21 protein-coding genes and 2 pseudogenes are annotated in these 19490 nt (G+C 64.1%); 9 read left to right on the top strand and 14 right to left on the bottom strand.

Translation table 11 applies throughout. The annotated features are described in order from the left end of the window. Positions 1-21 precede the first annotated feature (21 nt). Entirely contained in the window at positions 22-1011 is a 990-nt protein-coding gene (locus BLQ10_RS07125; protein WP_091560052.1) for an MIP/aquaporin family protein, read from the bottom strand. Positions 1012-1250: 239 nt separating this feature from the next. Between BLQ10_RS07125 and BLQ10_RS07120 the strand changes: the two genes are divergently transcribed. After that, on the top strand, positions 1251-1637 hold the full coding sequence (locus BLQ10_RS07120; RefSeq protein WP_091560050.1) for a hypothetical protein: 387 nt from the start codon (positions 1251-1253) through the stop codon (positions 1635-1637). Between the two features lie 1791 nt (positions 1638-3428). Here the strand turns inward: BLQ10_RS07120 and BLQ10_RS07110 are convergent. The 4 genes from BLQ10_RS07110 to BLQ10_RS07095 all read right to left on the bottom strand — a co-directional run bounded on the left by BLQ10_RS07110 (position 3429) and on the right by BLQ10_RS07095 (position 6900). Beyond that, positions 3429-4259, bottom strand: a complete 831-nt coding sequence (locus BLQ10_RS07110) for an AAA family ATPase (RefSeq protein WP_091560046.1) — start codon at positions 4257-4259, stop codon at positions 3429-3431. A 299-nt stretch (positions 4260-4558) separates the two neighbouring features. Then, positions 4559-5182, bottom strand: a complete 624-nt coding sequence (locus BLQ10_RS07105; RefSeq protein ID WP_139164191.1) for a hypothetical protein — start codon at positions 5180-5182, stop codon at positions 4559-4561. A 421-nt stretch (positions 5183-5603) separates the two neighbouring features. Beyond that, entirely contained in the window at positions 5604-5879 is a 276-nt protein-coding gene (locus BLQ10_RS07100; protein ID WP_302847300.1) for a cysteine hydrolase family protein, read from the bottom strand. 406 nt (positions 5880-6285) lie between these two features. Then, positions 6286-6900, bottom strand: a complete 615-nt coding sequence (locus tag BLQ10_RS07095) for a TetR family transcriptional regulator (protein ID WP_217635794.1) — start codon at positions 6898-6900, stop codon at positions 6286-6288. Positions 6901-7055: 155 nt separating this feature from the next. Here BLQ10_RS07095 and BLQ10_RS07090 point away from each other — a divergent pair, with 155 nt between their 5' ends. Beyond that, positions 7056-7421, top strand: a complete 366-nt coding sequence (locus BLQ10_RS07090) for an antibiotic biosynthesis monooxygenase family protein (protein ID WP_091560039.1) — start codon at positions 7056-7058, stop codon at positions 7419-7421. Positions 7422-7435: 14 nt separating this feature from the next. Then, positions 7436-8398, top strand: a complete 963-nt coding sequence (locus BLQ10_RS07085) for an aldo/keto reductase (protein ID WP_091560036.1) — start codon at positions 7436-7438, stop codon at positions 8396-8398. 194 nt (positions 8399-8592) lie between these two features. On the opposite strand, the gene BLQ10_RS07080 is transcribed toward BLQ10_RS07085, so the two are convergent. After that, positions 8593-9168: a TetR/AcrR family transcriptional regulator gene (locus BLQ10_RS07080; protein ID WP_217635793.1), complete on the bottom strand. Its 576-nt coding sequence runs from the start codon at positions 9166-9168 to the stop codon at positions 8593-8595. Between the two features lie 90 nt (positions 9169-9258). Between BLQ10_RS07080 and BLQ10_RS07075 the strand changes: the two genes are divergently transcribed. The 6 genes and pseudogenes from BLQ10_RS07075 to BLQ10_RS21975 all read left to right on the top strand — a co-directional run bounded on the left by BLQ10_RS07075 (position 9259) and on the right by BLQ10_RS21975 (position 12097). Next, a complete protein-coding gene (locus BLQ10_RS07075; protein ID WP_091560033.1) occupies positions 9259-9645 on the top strand; it encodes an MmcQ/YjbR family DNA-binding protein in 387 nt (128 codons plus the stop codon). Continuing rightward, the gene (locus tag BLQ10_RS07070; protein ID WP_091560031.1) at positions 9642-10001 is read left to right on the top strand and encodes an MmcQ/YjbR family DNA-binding protein; all 360 of its coding nucleotides are present in this window, start codon (positions 9642-9644) and stop codon (positions 9999-10001) included. The genes BLQ10_RS07075 and BLQ10_RS07070 overlap by 4 nt, the downstream gene beginning before the upstream one ends. A gap of 128 nt (positions 10002-10129) precedes the next feature. Beyond that, positions 10130-10243 (top strand): annotated as a pseudogene (locus BLQ10_RS23040) (AAA family ATPase); the annotation flags it as partial. Positions 10244-10323: 80 nt separating this feature from the next. Next, positions 10324-11352 carry a replication-associated recombination protein A gene (locus BLQ10_RS07065; RefSeq protein ID WP_254785443.1) on the top strand — a complete coding sequence of 343 codons (1029 nt, stop codon included), beginning with the start codon at positions 10324-10326 and terminating at the stop codon, positions 11350-11352. Next, positions 11349-11624, top strand: a complete 276-nt coding sequence (locus BLQ10_RS07060) for a carboxylesterase family protein (RefSeq protein ID WP_139164190.1) — start codon at positions 11349-11351, stop codon at positions 11622-11624. Before BLQ10_RS07065 ends, BLQ10_RS07060 begins: the two co-directional genes overlap by 4 nt. A 320-nt stretch (positions 11625-11944) precedes the next feature. After that, complete coding sequence (locus tag BLQ10_RS21975) at positions 11945-12097, top strand: LPXTG cell wall anchor domain-containing protein (protein ID WP_028276278.1); 153 nt, start codon at positions 11945-11947, stop codon at positions 12095-12097. 598 nt (positions 12098-12695) lie between these two features. On the opposite strand, the gene BLQ10_RS07055 is transcribed toward BLQ10_RS21975, so the two are convergent. The 8 genes and pseudogenes from BLQ10_RS07055 to BLQ10_RS07025 form a co-directional block, all read right to left on the bottom strand. Further along, a complete protein-coding gene (locus BLQ10_RS07055; RefSeq protein ID WP_091560030.1) occupies positions 12696-13166 on the bottom strand; it encodes a group II truncated hemoglobin in 471 nt (156 codons plus the stop codon). A 43-nt stretch (positions 13167-13209) separates the two neighbouring features. Beyond that, entirely contained in the window at positions 13210-13791 is a 582-nt protein-coding gene (locus BLQ10_RS07050; protein WP_091560028.1) for a dihydrofolate reductase family protein, read from the bottom strand. 162 nt (positions 13792-13953) lie between these two features. Then, positions 13954-14565: a VOC family protein gene (locus BLQ10_RS07045; protein WP_091560026.1), complete on the bottom strand. Its 612-nt coding sequence runs from the start codon at positions 14563-14565 to the stop codon at positions 13954-13956. Between the two features lie 104 nt (positions 14566-14669). Continuing rightward, the gene (locus BLQ10_RS07040) at positions 14670-15305 is read right to left on the bottom strand and encodes a LysE family translocator (protein WP_091560024.1); all 636 of its coding nucleotides are present in this window, start codon (positions 15303-15305) and stop codon (positions 14670-14672) included. A 93-nt stretch (positions 15306-15398) separates the two neighbouring features. Next, positions 15399-15908 carry a PEP-utilizing enzyme gene (locus BLQ10_RS22670; protein ID WP_254785464.1) on the bottom strand — a complete coding sequence of 170 codons (510 nt, stop codon included), beginning with the start codon at positions 15906-15908 and terminating at the stop codon, positions 15399-15401. Between the two features lie 1152 nt (positions 15909-17060). Further along, positions 17061-17947 (bottom strand): annotated as a pseudogene (locus BLQ10_RS22525) (PEP/pyruvate-binding domain-containing protein); the annotation flags it as partial. A 9-nt stretch (positions 17948-17956) separates the two neighbouring features. Beyond that, on the bottom strand, positions 17957-18892 hold the full coding sequence (gene ppk2 / locus BLQ10_RS07030) for a polyphosphate kinase 2 (protein ID WP_091560022.1): 936 nt from the start codon (positions 18890-18892) through the stop codon (positions 17957-17959). A gap of 170 nt (positions 18893-19062) precedes the next feature. Beyond that, entirely contained in the window at positions 19063-19425 is a 363-nt protein-coding gene (locus BLQ10_RS07025) for an ArsR/SmtB family transcription factor (RefSeq protein ID WP_091560020.1), read from the bottom strand. Positions 19426-19490 lie beyond the last annotated feature (65 nt).

Genomic DNA, 19490 nt, shown 5'->3' with positions numbered 1-19490 from the left:
CGGATGAAGTCCAGGGTGTCGCTATTTTTCTTGCCTCCTTGTCGGTTCGGTCGCCGGAGGTGTGGCCGGAGGTGTCTCTCCGCCCGCTCGGCCCGGGGGCGTGGGTTCCTGCAGCCTCATGCGCGCATGCAGGACGTCGCCGATAAACCAGTCGTAGATCAGCACGCCGATCACTGCGCCGATGAAGGGCCCGACGATCGGCACCCAGAAGTACCAACTGAAAGCCCCATCCACGGTGCCCGGCAGCGCCGTCTGCCCCCATCCGGCCAGCCAGGCAAACAGCCGTGGCCCGAAGTCACGGGCCGGGTTGATGGCGTAGCCGGCGTTGGCGCCAATCGACATGCCGATGGCTGCAACGGCCAGCCCGATCATGAACGGACCCAGGTTCGCCTGGACCGCGGTATTGCGCATGTCAATAATGGCCACCACGAACATGAGGAGGAAGGCTGTGCCGACAATCTGGTCGACCAGCGGCCCCACGTTGTTGCCGTTGAAGTAGGGTGCCGGGAAGGTCGCGAAAATGGAGTAGCTGGCAAGCCCCTTCGGATCCGCGCGCCCGGTACCGACGGCCCGGTTAAAGGCATCGATGGCGTCGTGATACAGCAGGTACACCATCGCGGCGCCGGCGAAGGCGCCCAGAACCTGGGCGACGATATACGGGCCCACTTTGTTCCAGGGAAATTTCCGCCGGACCGCGAACGCCAGAGTCACCGCCGGATTGATGTGTGCGCCACTCACGCCACCGGCAACGTAGATGGCCATTGTCACCGCCAGGGCCCATCCCCAGGTAATCAACAGCCAGTCTCCGGCGGCCAGGAAGATCGTCGTCGATGTCGCGGCCCGGCCGGATCCCGGCAAAGCTGCGACTGCCATGGCCACGACGCCATCGCCGAAAGAGATCAGCACGAACGTGCCGAGAAACTCTGCAAGAAGTTCACCCCAAGTGCCGCCCAACTGCTTGAGGCCGCTTCCGTTGCGGACCGCGTTCCGTAGTGGACTGATATCGCTCATCGCGAGTGCCTCCTCGAGTCATCCGATTTACTACGAAAATTGACAACCCCAGTAGCTTCATGATATGGAACCTGACTCCGATTTGCCATGGTCTAAAGACCCGTTCCAGTGGACGCACCTCAATGCTGTGGTACCCGGCGCGGCGGCCGCCCCGAGCTGCACCTGTTGGGGAGCGGCGCCCCTCGCTAGACTTAAATTGCGTAGCAAAACGCAGAGGTTGTTTCGGGAAAGGCAGGATCATGACCGACAACAGCGGCTTCAAAGACACCCCGGATAACGGTGGTGCGGACAAGACACCAGAAGAACCGGACCTGCGCGGCCGATACGTCAAAGGCAACTTTGGCAAGGCCGGTGCACAGCCCGGCCGCCATGCGGACGATGAGGAAGGCCAATACATAGGAGGGGATTACGGTGCGGCCGGCAGCGAAGGCGGACTGCCCGAACCCCTTGGCGACAAGGCCAGGGAATCCGGACGCTATGTGAAGGGGGACTACGGCGATGCCGGCGCAACAGAGGGCCGCACCGCTGAATCCGAAATCGGCGGGTACCCGGAGGGTAACTACGGAGAAGGCGGCAGAGTGAATCCCGTCCGCAAATCTGGCACCGATGCCGAGACAGAGCCCTAGTCAGCATCCTCCCGGCGGGATTGAGCGCAGGTGAAACCTGCGCTCAGTCCGGTTTGAACTCGAACCCCTCCGGAAAGAACCACTCCTGTACGGGACTCCCGTCGCCGCCGACTCACACTACGGGAGGCTCACCTCTCCTGCCACGTGCAACAAACTTGCAGGAGGCGGTCAAGATGGCGAGACCCATCAACACAATTCCTCCCGCGACACGCGGGGCTGTTAAGTCTGCCAGACTCACTACGGCGAGTATGAGGAGAAGGCCGACTTGCCACCAACTTGCCCGCGAAATCGCGCTAACCGCCCTGTGCAAGCCGCTCTACCGTCCATTTCGAGGTTTGGACTTATAGGCCGGGCGCATTAAGGCCATGAATGCAGCCAGCGTCGACAGGACCGAGATGCCAACGACAAGATACATTGCGACGCCTGGGACCTCTCCCAGGGGATGGCCGAAAAGCCAGGAGCTCAGGGTAGCGACCACCAAACCAACCGGGAGCATGATGGCTATGGCCACGACAACCAGCAGGCGGTAGCGGACGATGCTGCGACGATCTGGGGATCGCATCACAGTCCTCTCAGGTAGTTACCGAAGGCTTTGCCGGCCAAACCAAATCCCGTCGTTGCCGCACCGCTGACACGAGCCGGCGCGCGCTGCGCTTCTCTTGCTTGCCACGTTCCCATCAAGGTTTCCGATCGCTCCGTTGCCGCCGAATCCGAGACTTGAACAGCTTCGAACCGATGACTGCTAGGACGATGAGGCACACAATGAGAGCAGCACCGGACGTAAGTGTTCGCTCCGGAGTTTTCGACTCGGTGAAGACTGAAATGAAAATGAGCATGGCGATAACCGTTGCCGCCATCTGGAGATATTGCGATCGCCGGCCACGGTCGTCTTTGGGTTTGTTCACCACGAGGTCCTTAGGTCCAGCGCCCTGGGGCAACGAGGGGGAGGGCTGGCGGCTGCCTGGGTGTCGGCGCGGGTGGTGTTGCCGCGGGAATTCTAGGCGTAGCCTGCGGCGGCAGCCTGGGCGCTGTTGGTGGCATAATAGTGGAGCCCAGAGGGCCCCACTCATCAGGCCGTCGCAGACGAAGGTTGGCCCTGAATCATCCAGCCAACGGCCCAGTGTCACCTTTGTCTCCCCTTGATGGCAAAGGCTAGTGACAGGATTGCAGACACTACCGCTCCGACCACAGCTCCGGTTATTAGGGTCCGAGTTGAAACTACTTCGATAACTAGCCAGACTGCCATGAAGATCACGAACGAGGCCACCGCAATGAGGGCGCGGAAAATCCAGGGTTTAGTCGTCTTATCCGGCACAGGTGATCGGTGCCAGGCCTGGACCTGCCGCCCCGGGCTGAAGCCCGATCCCCAGGCCGGTGGGTATAACCCCGCGGAACAACAAAGCCGGCGGACCGTGGCCACCGGCGGATCGATCTGAACGTTGCGGCGTACGCCGCTTTCCCCCAATAAGCATCGTAGCTCCAGACTCGGAAATGAGTGATGACGATCACTTTACGACCGGGTTTTGTCCAATGACTAGAGAAGCATGCTTGTAATCTTCGTGACAAAAACTAACGCCCGTCTGTCACGTGGAACTTTCAACGTCACAGCGGCCCGGACAGCGTGGCGCGCTCAGCGCCCAGGGCGCAGGCGGCGGGAAGGTTCAAACGACCAAAAACCCTCGAGCGGCACGAACGTGCCGGGCGGAAGCCAGTTCAGCCGTCCTTCCGGGGAACGGAAACTGTAATTTTCCGCGGTATTTAGCGTGTATTTCGCGGCGGTATTTGGCGCGGTCAGGTGCCGATGAGCAGGGTTTCGCGGGCTGCATCGACGACTTCCTTGGTGATGCTGTTGAGCTGGTTGATGTCGCGGATACGGGTGATTTGGGTGAAGAGGCGCTGGATGAGCCGGAAGTTGCCGTTGGTGATGCGGGCGACAGCGGCGATGGCTTCGGCATCGGTGAAGTCCTGGGGGTCGATACTCAGGCCGAGTTCCTGCCAGCGGTTTGCCAGGACGAAGGTGAGCTCCTCGGTGCTGAGGGTCCGGTAGTGGTGGGCGAAGCCGATGCGGCTGTAGAGCTGGGGGTAGCGGGCGAGGCGTTTTTCGATGCCGGGCATACCGATAAGGATGACGCCCATGGTGTGGCGGTCGTAGTAGTCCCTGACCTGCTCGAGCGCTGGAGGTTTGAGCCGGTCGGCCTCGTCGATGATGAGGAGTTCGGTCAGGCCGGATGCCCGGGAGTCGCGGTGCTCGAAGACGTCGATGTTGCCTTCCCGGGCGTATTCGACTGCCCAGGAGATTCTCTGGCAGATCCGGGCAGTTGCCGATCGATCTCTCGGGGGCTGATGGTCACGGTGGGGGTCCAGAATGCTGTTCTTGCTTCGAGCACGCGGGCAGGGACGGGCTCGGTGTTGGTTTTGACCGGTCCGTTGCCATTGTTCCCATTCGGTCGCGCCGGCGTAGGCGCGTGCGGAGAGGGTTTTACCGACGCTGGGCGGCCCGTAGCAGACGCCGATGTGGCGGTTGGCGCGTACCGCGGTGGCGAATTCACCGATGGGCGCCCGGGCCCCAGGGAGGCCTAACGGTTCACGTGGCTGCGGCGGGGGCAGCGCTGGTTGCTGCATTCACGGGCGACAACGCGCCAGTCCGGCTGCGCCTCAGAACGGGCGCGCGTGTCACTCCAGATCGGAACCACCCGGGAACCGCAGTCCTAACACGGCGACTCAACGTGAGCGCGTCTCTGCGCTTTATTCATATTTCCCCTAAGAAATCTCAATGCTTAGGGGCTAAGCCAAAACCGTGGTGAATCCCGGATTCCTGCCCTTTGCTTTGTTGTGGCACTTCACCGGCGCCGTACCGTCCCGGCTGATCGGCGCCCTGGCAATGATGGAAGTCGCCGTCGACGCGTCTGGATAGTGAGAGGCTACCTGGGCGGAACGAGCCTGAAAGCGTATCGGGTCTCCGCGCCATCGCCGGGCTTCATCGTGAAATCCACTCTGTCAGTGCCCGCTTCCAGCTGCACTGTCCTTTTGAAGACGTTCCCATTGCAATGGACTTGCACCGGGGCGACGACTTCGGCACCGGACCAGCTGGCCACCGACAGTTCGGTCCCGGAGGGTCCTTCACACAAGAACTGCAGTTCGTAGGTGCCGGGTTTGGCGGACATTCCGAAGCTGGTGGGGGAATTCGAAGCAGCGGAGCCGGCCTGCTCTCCCGGCACTGCGGGTTTCAGCCGCGTTGATGACCATTCGGCCATGTCCTCTTGCGCTGAAGCCAAGGGGTCAGTGTTGGGCCCTACGGCAACCCCGGCGGCTGCGGGCCTGCCGGTCGACGGGATCGCGCTGATCGTGATGGGACCGCCCGCGTGCCTTAGGAACCGCTGGAATGTGGTCGCATCGCAGTCAACGTCTGTTGACAGCGGAAGCCCATCGCCCTCGACGATCGTCAGCTTGGCGAAGTAGCCGCCGGCACACGCGGCCCTGACGACATAGTCCCCGGGAGCAAGTACAGTGGCCAGTTTCCCGGCAGGCTCTGCTTCCGTTGGCATGCCAGCGTCCGTTACGGATGCATCAAGCAAGCGGGCCACTTCACCAACGTTTTCCTCAAAGGACCGGGGAGGCGCCGTGGCCCCTTCAGGCAATGAGCTAACTGGTTGCTCAGGCGGATCACTGTACGCACAACCCGCCAGCGCAAGCACGAGTCCGGCCAAAACAAGCAGTGCTCTTCCGCGCTGAGTCTGCATCCCCCAATGAGCTGACATGCTCTGAGCCTACAACCCCCGCATTCGCGTAACTGGGAGGACGGGCCCATCGGAAGCTGCCGCGATCGTACTCGTCGTCGGTGACTAGCGACAGAGAGCGGTCACAGAACGCCGCCGCAAAGCGCGCAAGTCCACATTGAAAGCCGACGTCGGGGCAGTCTCATGAACGGTCGTCTACAAGATTCAGGTTGAGTTCAGGCGACGGTCTCTACCAGGCAACAGTCGAGGTGACAACCGCTTGTCTCGGGAAGACCTCATCCATAAGGACACGGTGAACCTCGGTATCAGGGTCGGCACAGGCATCCTCGAGGACGGTGATGCGATAGTCCATATCGGCGGCCTGGCGGACGGTGGAGACTACGACGCCGCTGGTGGTGATACCGGCAAGAACGATGTGCTCGGCGGCGGCGCTGCGGAGCAATACCTCGAGATCGCTGCCCGTGAAGGCGCTGACGCGTCGCTGAGACCTCCGCCGCGTATACAGCGGCAGCGGGTGCCGGGTTCAAAATGGGCGCCCGCCACGGGTCGGGCGCGTTGCGTGGCGAGGTCCTCGGCACGGGGTAGGTGCTTGGTCCAGGATGCGAAGTCTCGTGTCGCGCTGGTCGCCGCTGTGGGTCAGCGGCGGTGCCATCCGGAGAATGATGCTGCTGTGATGGATTGCACGATGTTCGGGCGCAGACCGATTTCGAACCAAACGCCGATGACTTCGCTGCCGAACTGGTTCGAGGGTTCTTCGTCTCGGGATCAGTGACGAACTCGACTCCCTGTAGAAGTCCTCAGCCGGGGACGTCGTCGATGTTGGGGTGGCGTGTTTGGAGGTCGAGTGGGCCGTGCGGAGGCGGTCGCCGAGGTGGCACTGTCGGACACGTGGGCCCGCTTGGCCAAGGTGGCTATTCGGTCAGGATTGCGGGTTTGAGCATCCGGAAGGCGTCATCGAGCAGCACCCGTGATGGCACGTCGCCGCCGCGGTGTACCCACTCAGCGGAGTAGGCGTCGAGGCAGGTCAGGGCGCACAGGGTGACGGCCCGCGCCTGATAGTGGCGATCTGCTTCGGGGCCAGTCATGGCGCCGGCGACCAGCGGCTCGAGAACAGTCATCCACGCTAAGTGCTTTTCCGTGTTCCGAGCGCGCAGAGAAGGAGTACTAATCATCACCCTGGCCGCACGCAGCGCCCACTCAGGGTCTGATTCAACGGTCTCGATGACCGCCTCGAATCCCCACCTCAGGGCCTCCCATACCGGCATGGATTCCAGGCCCTGGGCAAGACGCTGGCGAACGGGCTCGCCGTAGATCATCGGGTCACCCAGGACGACATCTTCCTTGGAAGCGAAGTACCGGAAGAAGCTTCGGGGGGAGATGTCGACGGCTGATGTGATCTGGTCGACCGTGGTCTCGTCGAAGCCTTGCTCGTCGAACATCACGAGAGCGACGTCAGCGATCTGCGCTCGGACGGCGTCTCGTGTCCGTTGTCTCAGTCCGCGCCCTGCACTCGTTTTCTGGCTCACTCAATGAGCATACAGCGTTCTTTGTGGCAGTGACTGCCAAACTGTGCATATACTGTCTATATCCGCTAAAGGCGTTGAGGACGTGCTGCCAGCCAACATGCTCGGGCACACCCCGACCACCGAAGCGGTCCAATCTATGGACGTAAGGAATAGCAATGCCCACCACTGATCAGATCGACGTCTTCTTCACCTACCGTGTCCTCGATCAGGACCTCTTCGAGCAGTACGTCGCGACGGTGCTTCCCGTCACCGAGAAGGAGGAGCCGTACGTCCTCGAATACACGCTGGCTCGCAGCGCTGACGGGACGACGATCCTGCAACACGAGCGCTACGAGAACGAGGAAGCGATCGCCCGCCACCTCGACAGGACCGCCGACGGCCAGAAGATGTGGGGCGGGTCCACCGAATTGACCGACATTCGTTTCGTGGGGCCCCTCAGCGAGAAGTTCCGCGCTGAGAACAACGCCGCGCTCGGGTCCATCGCTTCCTGGTGGGACCGCTACCAGGCCATCGCCCGCTGATAGAAGGACATCTCATGCAGACACGCACACTGGGCCAGCAGGGCCTCACATCCTCCGCCATCGGCTACGGCTCGATGGGTATCTCGATCGCGTACGGCGCAGCCGACGCTGAGGGCGGCACCGCCGCCATCCAGCGCGCCTACGACCTCGGCGTTACGCACTTCGACACCGCCGAGCTCTACGGGTGGGGCGAGAACGAGAAGATCGTCGGCGCCGCCGTGAAGAGCTTCCGCGCCGACGTCGTGATTGCCACGAAATTCGGTTGGACCCGTGACTACGGGTACGACAGCCGGCCCGACCACATCCGTGAGGTCACCGAGAACAGCCTCCGCTACCTCGGCACCGACCACATCGACGTCCTCTACCAGCACCGCCCTGACCCCAACGTCCCCATCGAGGACGTCGCCGGGACCGTGAAGGAACTCATCGACGCCGGCAAAGTCAAGTACTTCGGCCTCAGCGAAGCCGGCGCCGACACCATCCGCCGCGCGCACGCAGTGCAGCCAGTCTCAGTCCTGCAGACCGAGTACTCCCTCTTCGAGCGTCAGGTCGAAGCCCTCTTCCCGGTCCTGAATGAACTGGGCATCGGATTCGTCCCGTACTCGCCCCTCGGACGCGGATTCCTGACCGGCACCGCGAAACCGGCATCCGAATACGATGAGACCGACATGCGCAGCCGCGATGCCCGCTGGCAGCCCGGCAACTTCGAGAAGAATCTCGAAGCCACCCGTCAGCTGACCGAGCTGGCCGCGTCCAAGGATGCCACGGTGTCGCAGCTTGCTCTCGCCTGGCTTCTCGCGCAGGGCGAGCACATCGTCCCGATCCCCGGCACCCGCAGCGCCAAGCGGGTCGAGGAGAACATCGGCGCCGCCGACCTCACCCTCACCCCAGCGGACCTCGACCGCATCAAGGAGATCCTCCCCACCGGAGGCTTCGGCGCCCGCTACCCCGAGGGCATGCGATCCGAGTGGGAGTAATCACCCGCACATGAACGAAGGGCGAGACGGTCAAGGCCGTCTCGCCCTTCGCTGTTCTGTACAGAGCATCCACCAGAAGAACGAAAACAATTGCGATGCATGGGGTCGCAGCGAAAGGCCTGACCATTTCGGCAGCGTAGCCAGGTGCGACGGGGCCGGTGGGTCGGATCGCGCGGGTGTCAGACACGGTGATGCTACTTCTGCGGTACTAGTTCGGTGGCTGCCATAGTGACGAGGGCCCGGTACGCGTCGTGCACCATGCCCGTGTCGAGCCGATCATGCTCGTTGAGGGCGCGGTAGCTCCACCACCCCCACATGAGCGCGTCGACAGCTCGGGCTGCGCCGTCCGACAGGGAGCGGCGGAGGATCACGAGGGACGCCTCCTGGAAGTCGCGGAGAAGACCAGCGACCTGTGGGCTGCGCGCGCCGTAGCGGTGCATCTCCTCGTACAAGCGGATGTCGTCGAGCGTCGGGGCCGTCGCACCGCACGTGGCGGCCACGAGCGCGTCAACGACGTCGCCATCGGTTCGCGCGTCCCTCAACGGGGCCGCGTATCGCGGTTCCAGTCCGTCTCGCAGGGTCTTGAACGCGCTGACGATCAATGTTTCCAGGTCGGAGAAGTAGTACGTCGTCGACCCGAGGGGCACGCCGGCCTGCGCGGCGATGCGCCGATACGATGCCGCGTGCACGCCTTCCATCGCGATGACCTCCAGCGCCGCACGGAGGATCCGGGTTCTGCGTTCCGGGTCATTCGGCTTGCCCTTCCGCACGCACTCCTCCTTCGATGTCAGCCCAAGTATGTACCATCGTACGCATATTCGGATAGGCTTGTTCCTGCCAGCGACCTCAGGAGGACGAATATGCAGGGTGACACGCTGCAGCAGTACGCCCGGAGCCGCGTCGAGGAGCTTCCGGGTGCTGGGTTGGAGCATCCTTTCGGGCCCGAGTGGGAGGTGTTCAAGGTCCGCGGGAAGGTCTTCATGCTGGTCACCGAGGTCACTGGTGAGCCGATCGTGATCGTCAAGGCGGATCCGGAGGACGGCAAAGCGCTCCGCGAGGAGCACGAGGACATCACGCCGGGGTACCACATGAACAAGCAGCACTGGATCACCCTGCATCCCGGCGGGGACCTGCAGAAGCGGCTTGTCGATGACCTGGTCACCGAGTCTTACCTGCTCGTGGTCGAGAACCTGCCGCACGCGAAGCGTCCGGTCGACCCTGAAACGTTCGGCCGGAGGGACCAGTGATTCTCTCGGGCGAGCAACTGCAGCAGCACGCCCGCGACGTCGCGGCATCGCTCGCAGACGTCACGAATGGGCGCCCGTTCACGCCGCACCTTGATGTGTGGAAAGTGCACGACAAGGTGTTCCTCATCATCACCGACGGTGACCCGGACCTGCAGATCGTCACCGTGAAGGTCGACCCGCACCACGGGGATGCGTTCCGCCGCGACTTCGACACGATCACGATCGGGCACTACCTCAACAAGCAACACTGGATCTCCATCGGGCCCGGCGCCGGGATCACGAAGCAGCTCATCGGAGACCTGGTGCACGATTCCTACGACCTCGCCGGCGACCGCCACCGGCAGCAGCACCCGTGAGCGAGACGCCGTCGCTGTTCGACGTCGATGACGCCTCGCGGCCTCTGGCTGACCGGCTCCGTCCGCGCACCTTGCGGGACGTCATCGGGCAGGACCATCTGCTGGCCGCGGACGCGCCGGTCGGGCGGATGGTCAACACGCAGCGGCTGGTGTCGATGGTGCTGTGGGGGCCGCCAGGGTGCGGGAAGACCACGATCGCACGGCTGCTCGCCGAACAGACCGACCTCGCGTTCGAACCGCTTTCCGCCACCTTCTCCGGCGTCGCCGACCTCCGAAAAGTGTTCCAAGCAGCCAGCGCCGCCGCGAGGTCGGGCAGGGCACGTTGCTGTTCGTCGACGAGATCCACCGCTTCAACCGCGCCCAGCAGGACTCATTCCTGCCTTACGTCGAAGACGGCACCGTCGTCCTCGTCGGCGCGACCACAGAGAACCCCAGCTTCGAACTCAACGGCGCGCTGCTGTCCCGCAGCCAGGTCCTCGTCTTGAAGCGCCTGGACGACGCCGCGCTCAGCACCCTCATCACCCGCGCCGAAGCGCTCCTCGGTCGGCCGCTGCCACTGACTGATGAGGCCCGGCAGGCGCTGATCGCGATGGCGGATGGTGACGGCCGGTACTTGCTAAACATGATTGAGCAGGTGCAAGCCCTGGCCGCACCCGTCGGCCCGGCCGTCCTCGCCGCCGCCGTGCAGAAACGGGCACCGCTGTACGACAAATCGCAGGAAGGCCACTACAACCCCATCTCCGCGCTCCACAAGTCGATGCGCGGCTCCGACCCGGACGCAGCCCTGTACTGGTTGGCGCGGATGCTCGACGGCGGCGAAGACCCGCTTTTCATCGCCCGCCGCATCACCCGATTCGCCACCGAAGACATCGGCATGGCCGACCCGAACGCCGTCCAACAGGCACTCGCCGCCTGGGACGTCTACGAACGCCTGGGCTCCCCCGAAGGAGAACTCGCCATCGCACAAGCGGTCGTCTACCTCGCAACCGCGCCGAAGTCGATCGGCGTGTACCGCGGGTTCAATAAGGCGCGCGCCGCGGCGAAACGCACCGGCTCGCTAATGCCGCCGGCGAACATCCTCAACGCGCCGACCCGCCTCATGAAGGACCTGGGCTACGGCGACGGATACCAGTACGACCCCGACACCGACACCGAGACCGGGTTCTCCGGCGCGAACTACTTCCCGGACGGCATGCCCCGGGAGACCTTCTACGAACCCACCACCGGCGGTTACGAGCGAGCCATTACCGCACGGCTACGTCACTGGGCGCAGCTCCGGAACGGCGACAGCGCGACCCCACCCCCAAATCCGACGCACACTGACCCTTCTCCGAACGGACCCCTCACATGACCGAGACCCCCGCACCGCACGCAGTGCGGTCCTGGCTCGGGATCCCCTACGCCACCGCGGAACGGTTCCGCCGCCCCACCCTGCTGCCGTTCAATCCCGACCTGCCCTACGACCAGAAAGGTCCCGCACCGTTCCAAGCCGGGAACACCAGCTGGTTCGAAGCCGATAACGAATTCAGCGAGGACTGCCTGAACCTCAACGTGTGGGTACGCGAAGATGTTGGCGACGAACCCCTCCCCGTGGGTGTGCTCCCTCGGTGGGGCCGACGGTGAGCAGGTGAGCGTTCCCGCCGGCGGCGGCGTGCGCGAGTGCTCCGCGGACGGAGCTCCTCGTGGGTCCACCGATTCAAAGGTTGAAGTCTCTAAACACGATGGCCCCACCGCGCCCCACATCAGGATGGTCTTGCGTGCAGCGGGGTGACATTTAGCGCTGCGAGAAAGCCGCCATTTACCGCTGCAATTCACAGAACGGGAACCATGCACGAGTAAAGACAGTCCACCGTGTTCGTCCCGAGCTGATCTCTATTCGAACAGGCGCGCCGTCAGATCTCTGACAGTGCCACGCGATCACTGGGGTGGCATAAGCTTCCGGTATGGGACTAATAATCACACTACTTATCATTTGGCTTATTCTTTCGATCCTTGGCTTCGCCGTGAAGGGACTGCTTTGGTTGGCCATCATCGGCCTGGTGCTGCTGGTGGCGACGGCTGTCTGGGGCTGGGTGAAGCGAAAGGCTAAGGCCTGACGCACAATCTGATCCCTATTCGCGGCGGCCGGTCCTAGACAGGACTGGCCGCCGCTTTTTTGCGCCCTGACTCCTCAACCTTGGGAACACTTTTCAGCCGTGACTTCCAAAAGCAGAGAGGCGCGGGTCGCTAAAGGGTTCTATTCGTTCGTGGAGGCGCCCTGGTAACGCCCTCGTTAGGCTCATGGCATGGGTATCCGTTCGCGGGACCAGAAGCGTACTGCTGGGGTCGCCGCCGTGTGGGACGCCACCGTTGTTGTGGTCGCGCTCCTTCGAGACGACGTAATACTCAACCGGCGTCTGGTTCTTTGCAGCGGATGTCCGCAGACGACGTCGGAGACCGACTCGTGGCCAAAGCCTTCGGCGGCGGAAACCAGTTATCCCTGCTGAGGGTCCGCCGTGAGGTGTCGATTGCGTGTCTCAATGAGCGTCTGGAGATAGCGGGCCAGGACCAGCTTCTCGACCGCACGAGTCCTTGTGGGCGTCGATGCTGCGTGCAAGATCAAACAACTCCGGCTTGGGCATGCTTGTCCGCGTTGTGCATTCGACGTTGACGGCCGTGGTCAGAGTATGACAGCCCCCGCGGCGAGCTGAGCGATCAGATGTCTTCTGAACCCATCCCTCCGACGGGCCCGTCCCAGGACCAGTGTTGGATGGGCAGTCCGTCTGGAACGTCATCTGAGGAGCGGTGGTACCGGGACATCGTGGTGGAGGCTGCCCAGGCAAAGTAGTCGTGCAGCACCTTGCGGAGACGGTTGTCGTCGGTGAGTCCGACGTCGGTCAGTGCCTGATCGAAGCAGACGATCGCCCTACGATCCATGTCCTCGTGCGGCCCGTTGCCGCTATGCATCCGGACCACTGATGTCTCGTCGCCGTAGGAGTCTGTATAGGTCGTCGGCCCACCTAAGGCCTCCGCCCAGTAGGCGGCGAGCCGCCGCCTATGCTCGGGATGGAAGCCATGGCTGAACGCGTGCCCGACCACCTCGTCCGCCATTGCCCTGGTATGCCATGCGTCCGCCAGCGTCAGGAAAAAGTCGGCACCGCCGGCAGCTTCGTACACTGTCTGCATTCTGTAACGATGGCATGCCGAACCCCTGTGCGGAAGGGACCGCTCAGCGACGGACGCGGTAGCGGATGTGGGTGGCTTCCGGAGTGTCGATCACCCGAACGATTTCCAACTCGACCTGCGCCGGCAAGACGTCGAACAACCGGCGGCCGCGACCGAACAGCACCGGGACCTGATGGATCTGCAGCTCGTCCAGCACCCCTGCCTCGAGCGCCCGCTGCGCAGTGTACGCACCGTGCACCATCACGTCCTTGCCTCGGGCCGCGGCCTTCGCCTGCGCCATCGCGCTCTCGATCCCGTCAGCCACATAGGTCACCAGCGGATAGTTCGCCACCGAGGGACCCGGGGGCCGGTGGCTGGGCACCACGATCGGCACTCCGTGATGATCACCTTTCCAATGATCGACCTGCTCCACGGTGCGTCGACCGGCCAGCACGGCGCCGGTCGCGTTCCATTCGTCCCACAATTTCCCGGCTGGCCCGGCCGGCCTGCCGAACTCCCCGTCCGGAGTTGCGATCCACTCGTGCAGCCGGTCGAATCCGTCGCCGCCGGGGTTGGACGGTCCGTCGTTCGGACCTGCGATGTACCCGTCGAGGGACATCGACATGTACAGCACCGATGAGGACATGTGACTTCTCCTTGTTTTCAGCGGCGCGGCTCCTCAGCCGCGCCTCCTGGTCTGTTGCGACGCAGAGACGGAGAATCCCGACAACATCTCCTGCTCTTCCCATACCGCCGCAATCCGACCACCTACTGGACACGACCGGCTAAACGACCGCCGCCGCCCGGCTCACACTGAGGCGGCCTCCCACGCGAACCCGTCCGGATCGGTGAACGGGCCGGCGTCGCTGCCGACCGTGAGTCGGTGCGAGCCGGTGCCGTCGGGAGAGACGCCGGCGTCCTTGGCGAGGGCGCGGCGCCCGTAGAGCCCCAGCCTGATGGGACTCGCCGGCATGGCGAACTCGACGTACTTACCGAAGCTCTTCCCTACGGAGAGGCCGTGGTCGACGTAGAACCGTTTGCTCGCAGCAACGTCGGTTGCCGCCACCAGGAGCACGATCTGGTCGATCTGCCGGGTGGCCGGGCCCGTGTCTTTCCTCGCCGACGTCGCTACCTTCCAGATCGCACCATCCGGGGCTTGTACGACGCCGCCGTAGCCCCACAGTGACTTTTGGACCGGCTTCAGCGTCGTGGCGCCAGCAGCCAGAGCGCTGTCGATCAGGCTGCTGACGGTGGACGGCTGCGACACTATGAGCGACACCGTGAACCCACGGAACCCGGCCGTCGGGGCATCCGCGGCTCGCACGCGCACCTGCGTGCCCAATCCGAAGGCGCCGGTGTAGAAGGCGGTGGCGGCTGTGGGATCAGGTACTTCGAGGGTGATTGATTCGATGGAGGTCATGGCAGATCCTTCGGTGAGGTGGGCAGGTCGTGTTGTTGACTTTATGCTGTGGCCTCCCTGATCGCTTCTCCGATCCTGATCGATACGTTCCGCGCCGGTACGGGCTAAGAACTGGTGCTGGATGCCAGCACGCCCAGGCCGAGTGCAGCGATGATGCCGCTGCTGCCGCGTTCGAGCCAGCTGCTCACACGGGGGCGCTGCAGCCAGGCCATTGCCTTCGCTGCCGCGATGGATACGGCCGCGAGATAAATGAATCCGATGCCGCTTTCGATGGCGCCAAGCACCATGGCGGTGTCCAGCGTGTTGCCGCCGTGCGGAATGAATTGCGGCACGACGGCGAGGTAGAACAGGCCGACTTTGGGGTTGAGCAGTGTGGAGAGCGCGCCGGCACCGAACCCGGTCCTTCGGCGGTAGCTTCGCCGGGGAGCGTGTCCGGCTGTTGCTGACGGTGCAGCGCGGCGGGCCCGGATCAGCGAAGAGATTCCTAAGTACAGCAGGTACAACCCGCCTGCAATCTTTAGCCAGCGGAACACTTCCGCGGAGTCCTCCAGCACTGCGGCGAGCCCCACTCCCACCAGCGCGGCCCAGATCAGGGATGCCAGTGCCGAGCCGAGGGCCGCTGCAAGGCCGGCCCCGGCGCTCTGCAGCGAGATGCGCAGCACCAGGAACGTATCCGGGCCGGGGGTGACGGAAAGCAGCAGGCACAGCCCGGCAAAAGCCAGCAGGGTTACAGCGGTCATGCGCACCATTGTCCGGGTGCTGGCTGCCCGGTTGCAATTGTGGCGATACCCGGCCCGGTTCGCCGTGTAGGTCTCCCAGTTGCAGCGGTGGGGTCATTGATCGAGGGGATGCAGATGACCGGTTATGTCAGGGCTCGTCACGGCGGGAATGACCAGCCCGCTGCCTCCGTCCACGGTGACGCGTTGTCCGTCCCTGAGGGTGCTGGTGCCGTTGCAGGTTCCCATTACGGCGGGTATGCCATACTCGCGGGCGACGATGGCCGCGTGCGAGCCTATCCCTCCGGTGTCGACGACGACTGCGGCGGCCCTCTGGAACAGAGGTGTCCAGGACGGGTTGGTGTAGGGGCAGACGAGGATTTCGCCGCTGCGCAGGGCCCCGAATTCGGCGGGCTGGCGGATGATGCGCACCGCACCGGTGGCGGTACCCCTGCTGGCGCCCGATCCGTTCACGAGCGTTTCCGCACTCCGGGCGGTTTCCCCGAACAGGGCGGTGAGGTCCAGGAGCGGGACGGCTGCCAGTTCTTGGCGTTTGGCGGCTCGCGCGGTCACGAGGCTGCGCCAGCGGTCCCGTTCACCGGCTGTGAACCGGGCGGGGTCGACCATCGTGCCGAGTTCTTCAAACCTCAGGTGGAAGACCTCGTCGGGGCGGTCGATGATGTCTGCTGCCTGCAGCCGTTGGCCGAGGTTCAGCAGGGACCTGCGCAGCGGGGGGAGCAGCGCCGTCGCGTGGAAGTGGGTGTCCTCCCGGAAGGCCATTCCTGCCTTGGCCTGCTCCACGGCGTTCAGGACGAGGCGCCGGAGCCGGGGGATGTTCATGGCCGGGTGGGCGAGGAGTTCCCGAAGCGCGTTACCGGTCTGGTCTGTTTTCGGGGGCGGGGCACCGACCAGGACTTTGACCAGTCCCAGGACAACTTCGGGCGCCTCGGACCATGTCGGTGAACTGCTCAGCACGACGCTGGAAGTCTCCCGGTGGCCGTAGCTAGCGAGGAACGCAGCGAACCTGCGTGCGAAGTCCGCATACCGCGGGTTGGCCAGGAGAGGTGTCAGGTCCGAAGGTTCAAGGTGCTCGAACGAGGCCCGCAGGCTGGGTTCTGCGCGCACCAGTCCGGCAAGGTTTTCCAGTTCCTCGTTCGCGGCGCTGGTTTGCGTGGGTGCGCCGGCGTTCAGGGCCGGCGCCAGGCGCGGTCTGCCGAGCAAAAGCAGCAGCGATCGCAGCTTCAATTGGGAAAGCAGCAGGCCGGGCAGGTACGAGACGCGCAGATCGGTGATCGGTGTCAGCCCGGCAAAAATCCGACGCACGTGTTCCAGGACCTGTGGCCAGCCCAGTAGCCCGGGGTCCTGTTGGTCCAGCTTGTCCACCTCCGCCAGGAAGGCCGCGAGCCGCTGGTCACCGGTCCACTGCGACAGCCGGTAGCGGTGCCCTCTGGCCACGATGGATGCGGGCGCGCCCAGTATTTTGATCGTCGGCCGGGGGACAGGCGGCACCAGCCGCACCACGACGCCGTCCTCTTGGGGAAGGATCTGGGCTACGGACGGGAAGACAACACCGATGCTGCCGGCCATCTGCCCCAGCATGTCGAACAGCCCGAGCCGAAGCCACCCGGAAACATCAAGTGGGAAGGGCCGCTCGTGGAACATTTCGACGTACGTGGGGCCGATTCTTTTCTGGAAGAAGTTCAGATTCGCAGGCTCAGGCGGCAAAGCCGTAATCGGACGGGCCTGAAGCAGGTACACCCTCCCACCCGCTACTGCCCATTCCATGTCCTGCGGTGCCCCGAAGAGATTGACCGCGCGGGCCGAGAGTTCGGCAAGCCGGGCGAGGTGGTCCTTCGTTAGCGCAGGTTTGGCGCTCTCTTCCATTGCGGGACCACGGCCAGCAGCGGATCCGGCACGGATAAGCACTGCAGAGCCCCCGGGATGCCAGCTCATCGGTTGGCCGCGGTGGTCCAAGACATAGTGTTCGGGGGTCACGAGCCCAGAGACGACATCCTCGCCCGGCCCCCTGCCGGCGTCCAGGACGATCCGGTCCCTTCGCCCCGTGACCGGATCCGCGCTGAACATCACTCCGGCGACATCTGCGTCAACCATGCTCTGGACGACGACGGCGATCGCCAGGCCTTCAGTGTTATGCCCTGCCGCCTCCGGTAGGAAATCGCCCGGTCGGCCCATAGGGACGTCCAGCAGCCAGCAACCGCTGTGACAAGCGCGTCCTCTCCCACGACGTTCAGGAAGGTGTCCTGCTGACCGGCGAAGGCGGCTCCGGGGAGATCCTCGGCGGTGGCGCTGGAACGGACGGCCACCGCGCCGGATCCCATTTGCCGGTACGCATCGGTGATTGAGTCGCGCACGCCCGGCGGCATGGGCACGCAGCTGAAGGCTGCCCGGATCTTTTCCCCGTCCGCATCCTCCTGCAGCAAGGCGCTGAGGGTCTGGGCCAAACCTGTTTCTTCGAGCATCAATCGATAGGCAGCGGTGGTGATGACGAACCCCGGAGGCACCGGGAAACCGGCCCGTATCAGTTCGCCCAGGTTCGCCCCTTTCCCCCCGGCGATGGCTCTGTCGCGGGCCCCGAAGTCCGCCAGGCCGGCGACGGTGCGATCCGGCGGCTGCGCCGGGCCGGCTGCGCGGCGTCCGCCGGTCATGACGGACCGCTAGTCGCCGGCGGCGTCGCGGCCGCGACGCACGATCAGCGGGTCGGGGCCGTGGACCACTGACGTGTCCTTGTCCTCGTAGTCGAACTGGTTGAGGAAGAAGCGCATGGCGTTGATCCGTCCCCGCTTCTTGTCGTTAAACTTGATGGTGATCCACGGCGCATGGTCCGTGTCGGTCCGCAGGAACGTCTCCTCCTTGGCTGCCGTGTACTCCTCCCACCGGTCCAGGGAGGCCAGGTCTATGGGTGAGAGTTTCCAGCGCCGCACCGGGTCAATCTGCCGGATCGCAAAGCGGGTGCGCTGCTCGTGGCGGGTCACCGAGAACCAGAACTTGGTCAGGTGGATCCCGGAGTCCACCAGCATCCTCTCGAAGAGCGGCGCCTGAACCATAAAGGTGTCGAACTCCTGCTCCGTGCAGAAGCCCATGACCCGCTCCACATTTGCCCGGTTGTACCAGGAGCGGTCGAACATCACGATCTCCCCGGCCGTGGGCAGATGCTGGATGTAGCGCTGGAAATACCACTGGCCCAGTTCACGGTCGGAGGGTTTGCTCAATGCCACGGCCCGGGCCGAGCGCGGATTCAGGTGCTCGGTGAAGCGCTTGATCGTACCGCCCTTGCCGGCCGCATCCCGGCCCTCGAAAACGACCACGTGCCTGAGGTCCTGGTCCTGGCCCCAGTACTGGAACTTCAGCAGTTCAACCTGCAGCTGGTATTTCTCCAGCTCGTACTCCTCGCGCGACATCCGCTCGTCGTAGGGGTAGTCTTCCCGCCACGTCTGCACGGCCGAACCGCCGGGGTGGATCAGTTCCGGATCCTCGCCTTGGCCCCCGCGCACCGTGTATCCCATCTCCACCAGATGGTCGATGGCCTCCCTGAGGTTTTCCCGGAGCCAACTTCGATCCTCGGGTGTCCACGTCCTGTCCGCCTGCGTCATCCCCAGCCTCCTTCCTGCCCCGCTGAACCGTCGCCGGCCTTCTAGGATGCCGGCAGCGTTCGATGCTCAACTGAGTTCATAGAATGCGACCAGCCTAAGCCGACAAGTGGAGCGGACGATAGGGAGGGGCAGAGGACCCGTTCTTGCAGCGGTCCACCACGCGCCGGCAGCTAGCGGATTGCGTCTTCCCGCTCTTCACCCATGGGACTCAGGGTCAAGCGGGTGCTGTGGAGGAGGGTGCCGATCAGAGATCGGGCGGCCGCGAGCAGGACGTTCACCTCAGGGCTGGCCAATTCATAGAACAGCCGCCCCTCGCGTCGTGAGGGGACAATCAGGCGCTGGCGGCGGAGCAGGCTCAAATGCTGGGAGAGGTTCGACGGCTCCAGACCGGTGTTGTCGCGCAGTCTGCTCACGGCAACTGGCCCGTCCGCGAGCATCTCCAGCAGCTGGATTCGCGCAGGGTGGCCCATGGACTTGAAAAGTTCGGCCTTCACATCGGTCAGGACCAGGGCTGCGGGAAGATCATCCGGCATCGGGACCTCCCTCCTTCACTTTCAAATATTCTGAGCAGCGCGTCTGGGCAGAACCCGCCGACAGG

Source organism: Arthrobacter sp. ok362 (genome assembly GCF_900102785.1).
Taxonomy (GTDB): Bacteria; Actinomycetota; Actinomycetes; order Actinomycetales; family Micrococcaceae; genus Arthrobacter.
Note: the sequence above shows the minus strand (reverse complement) of the source record. Positions and strands in the feature narration are given on the sequence as shown.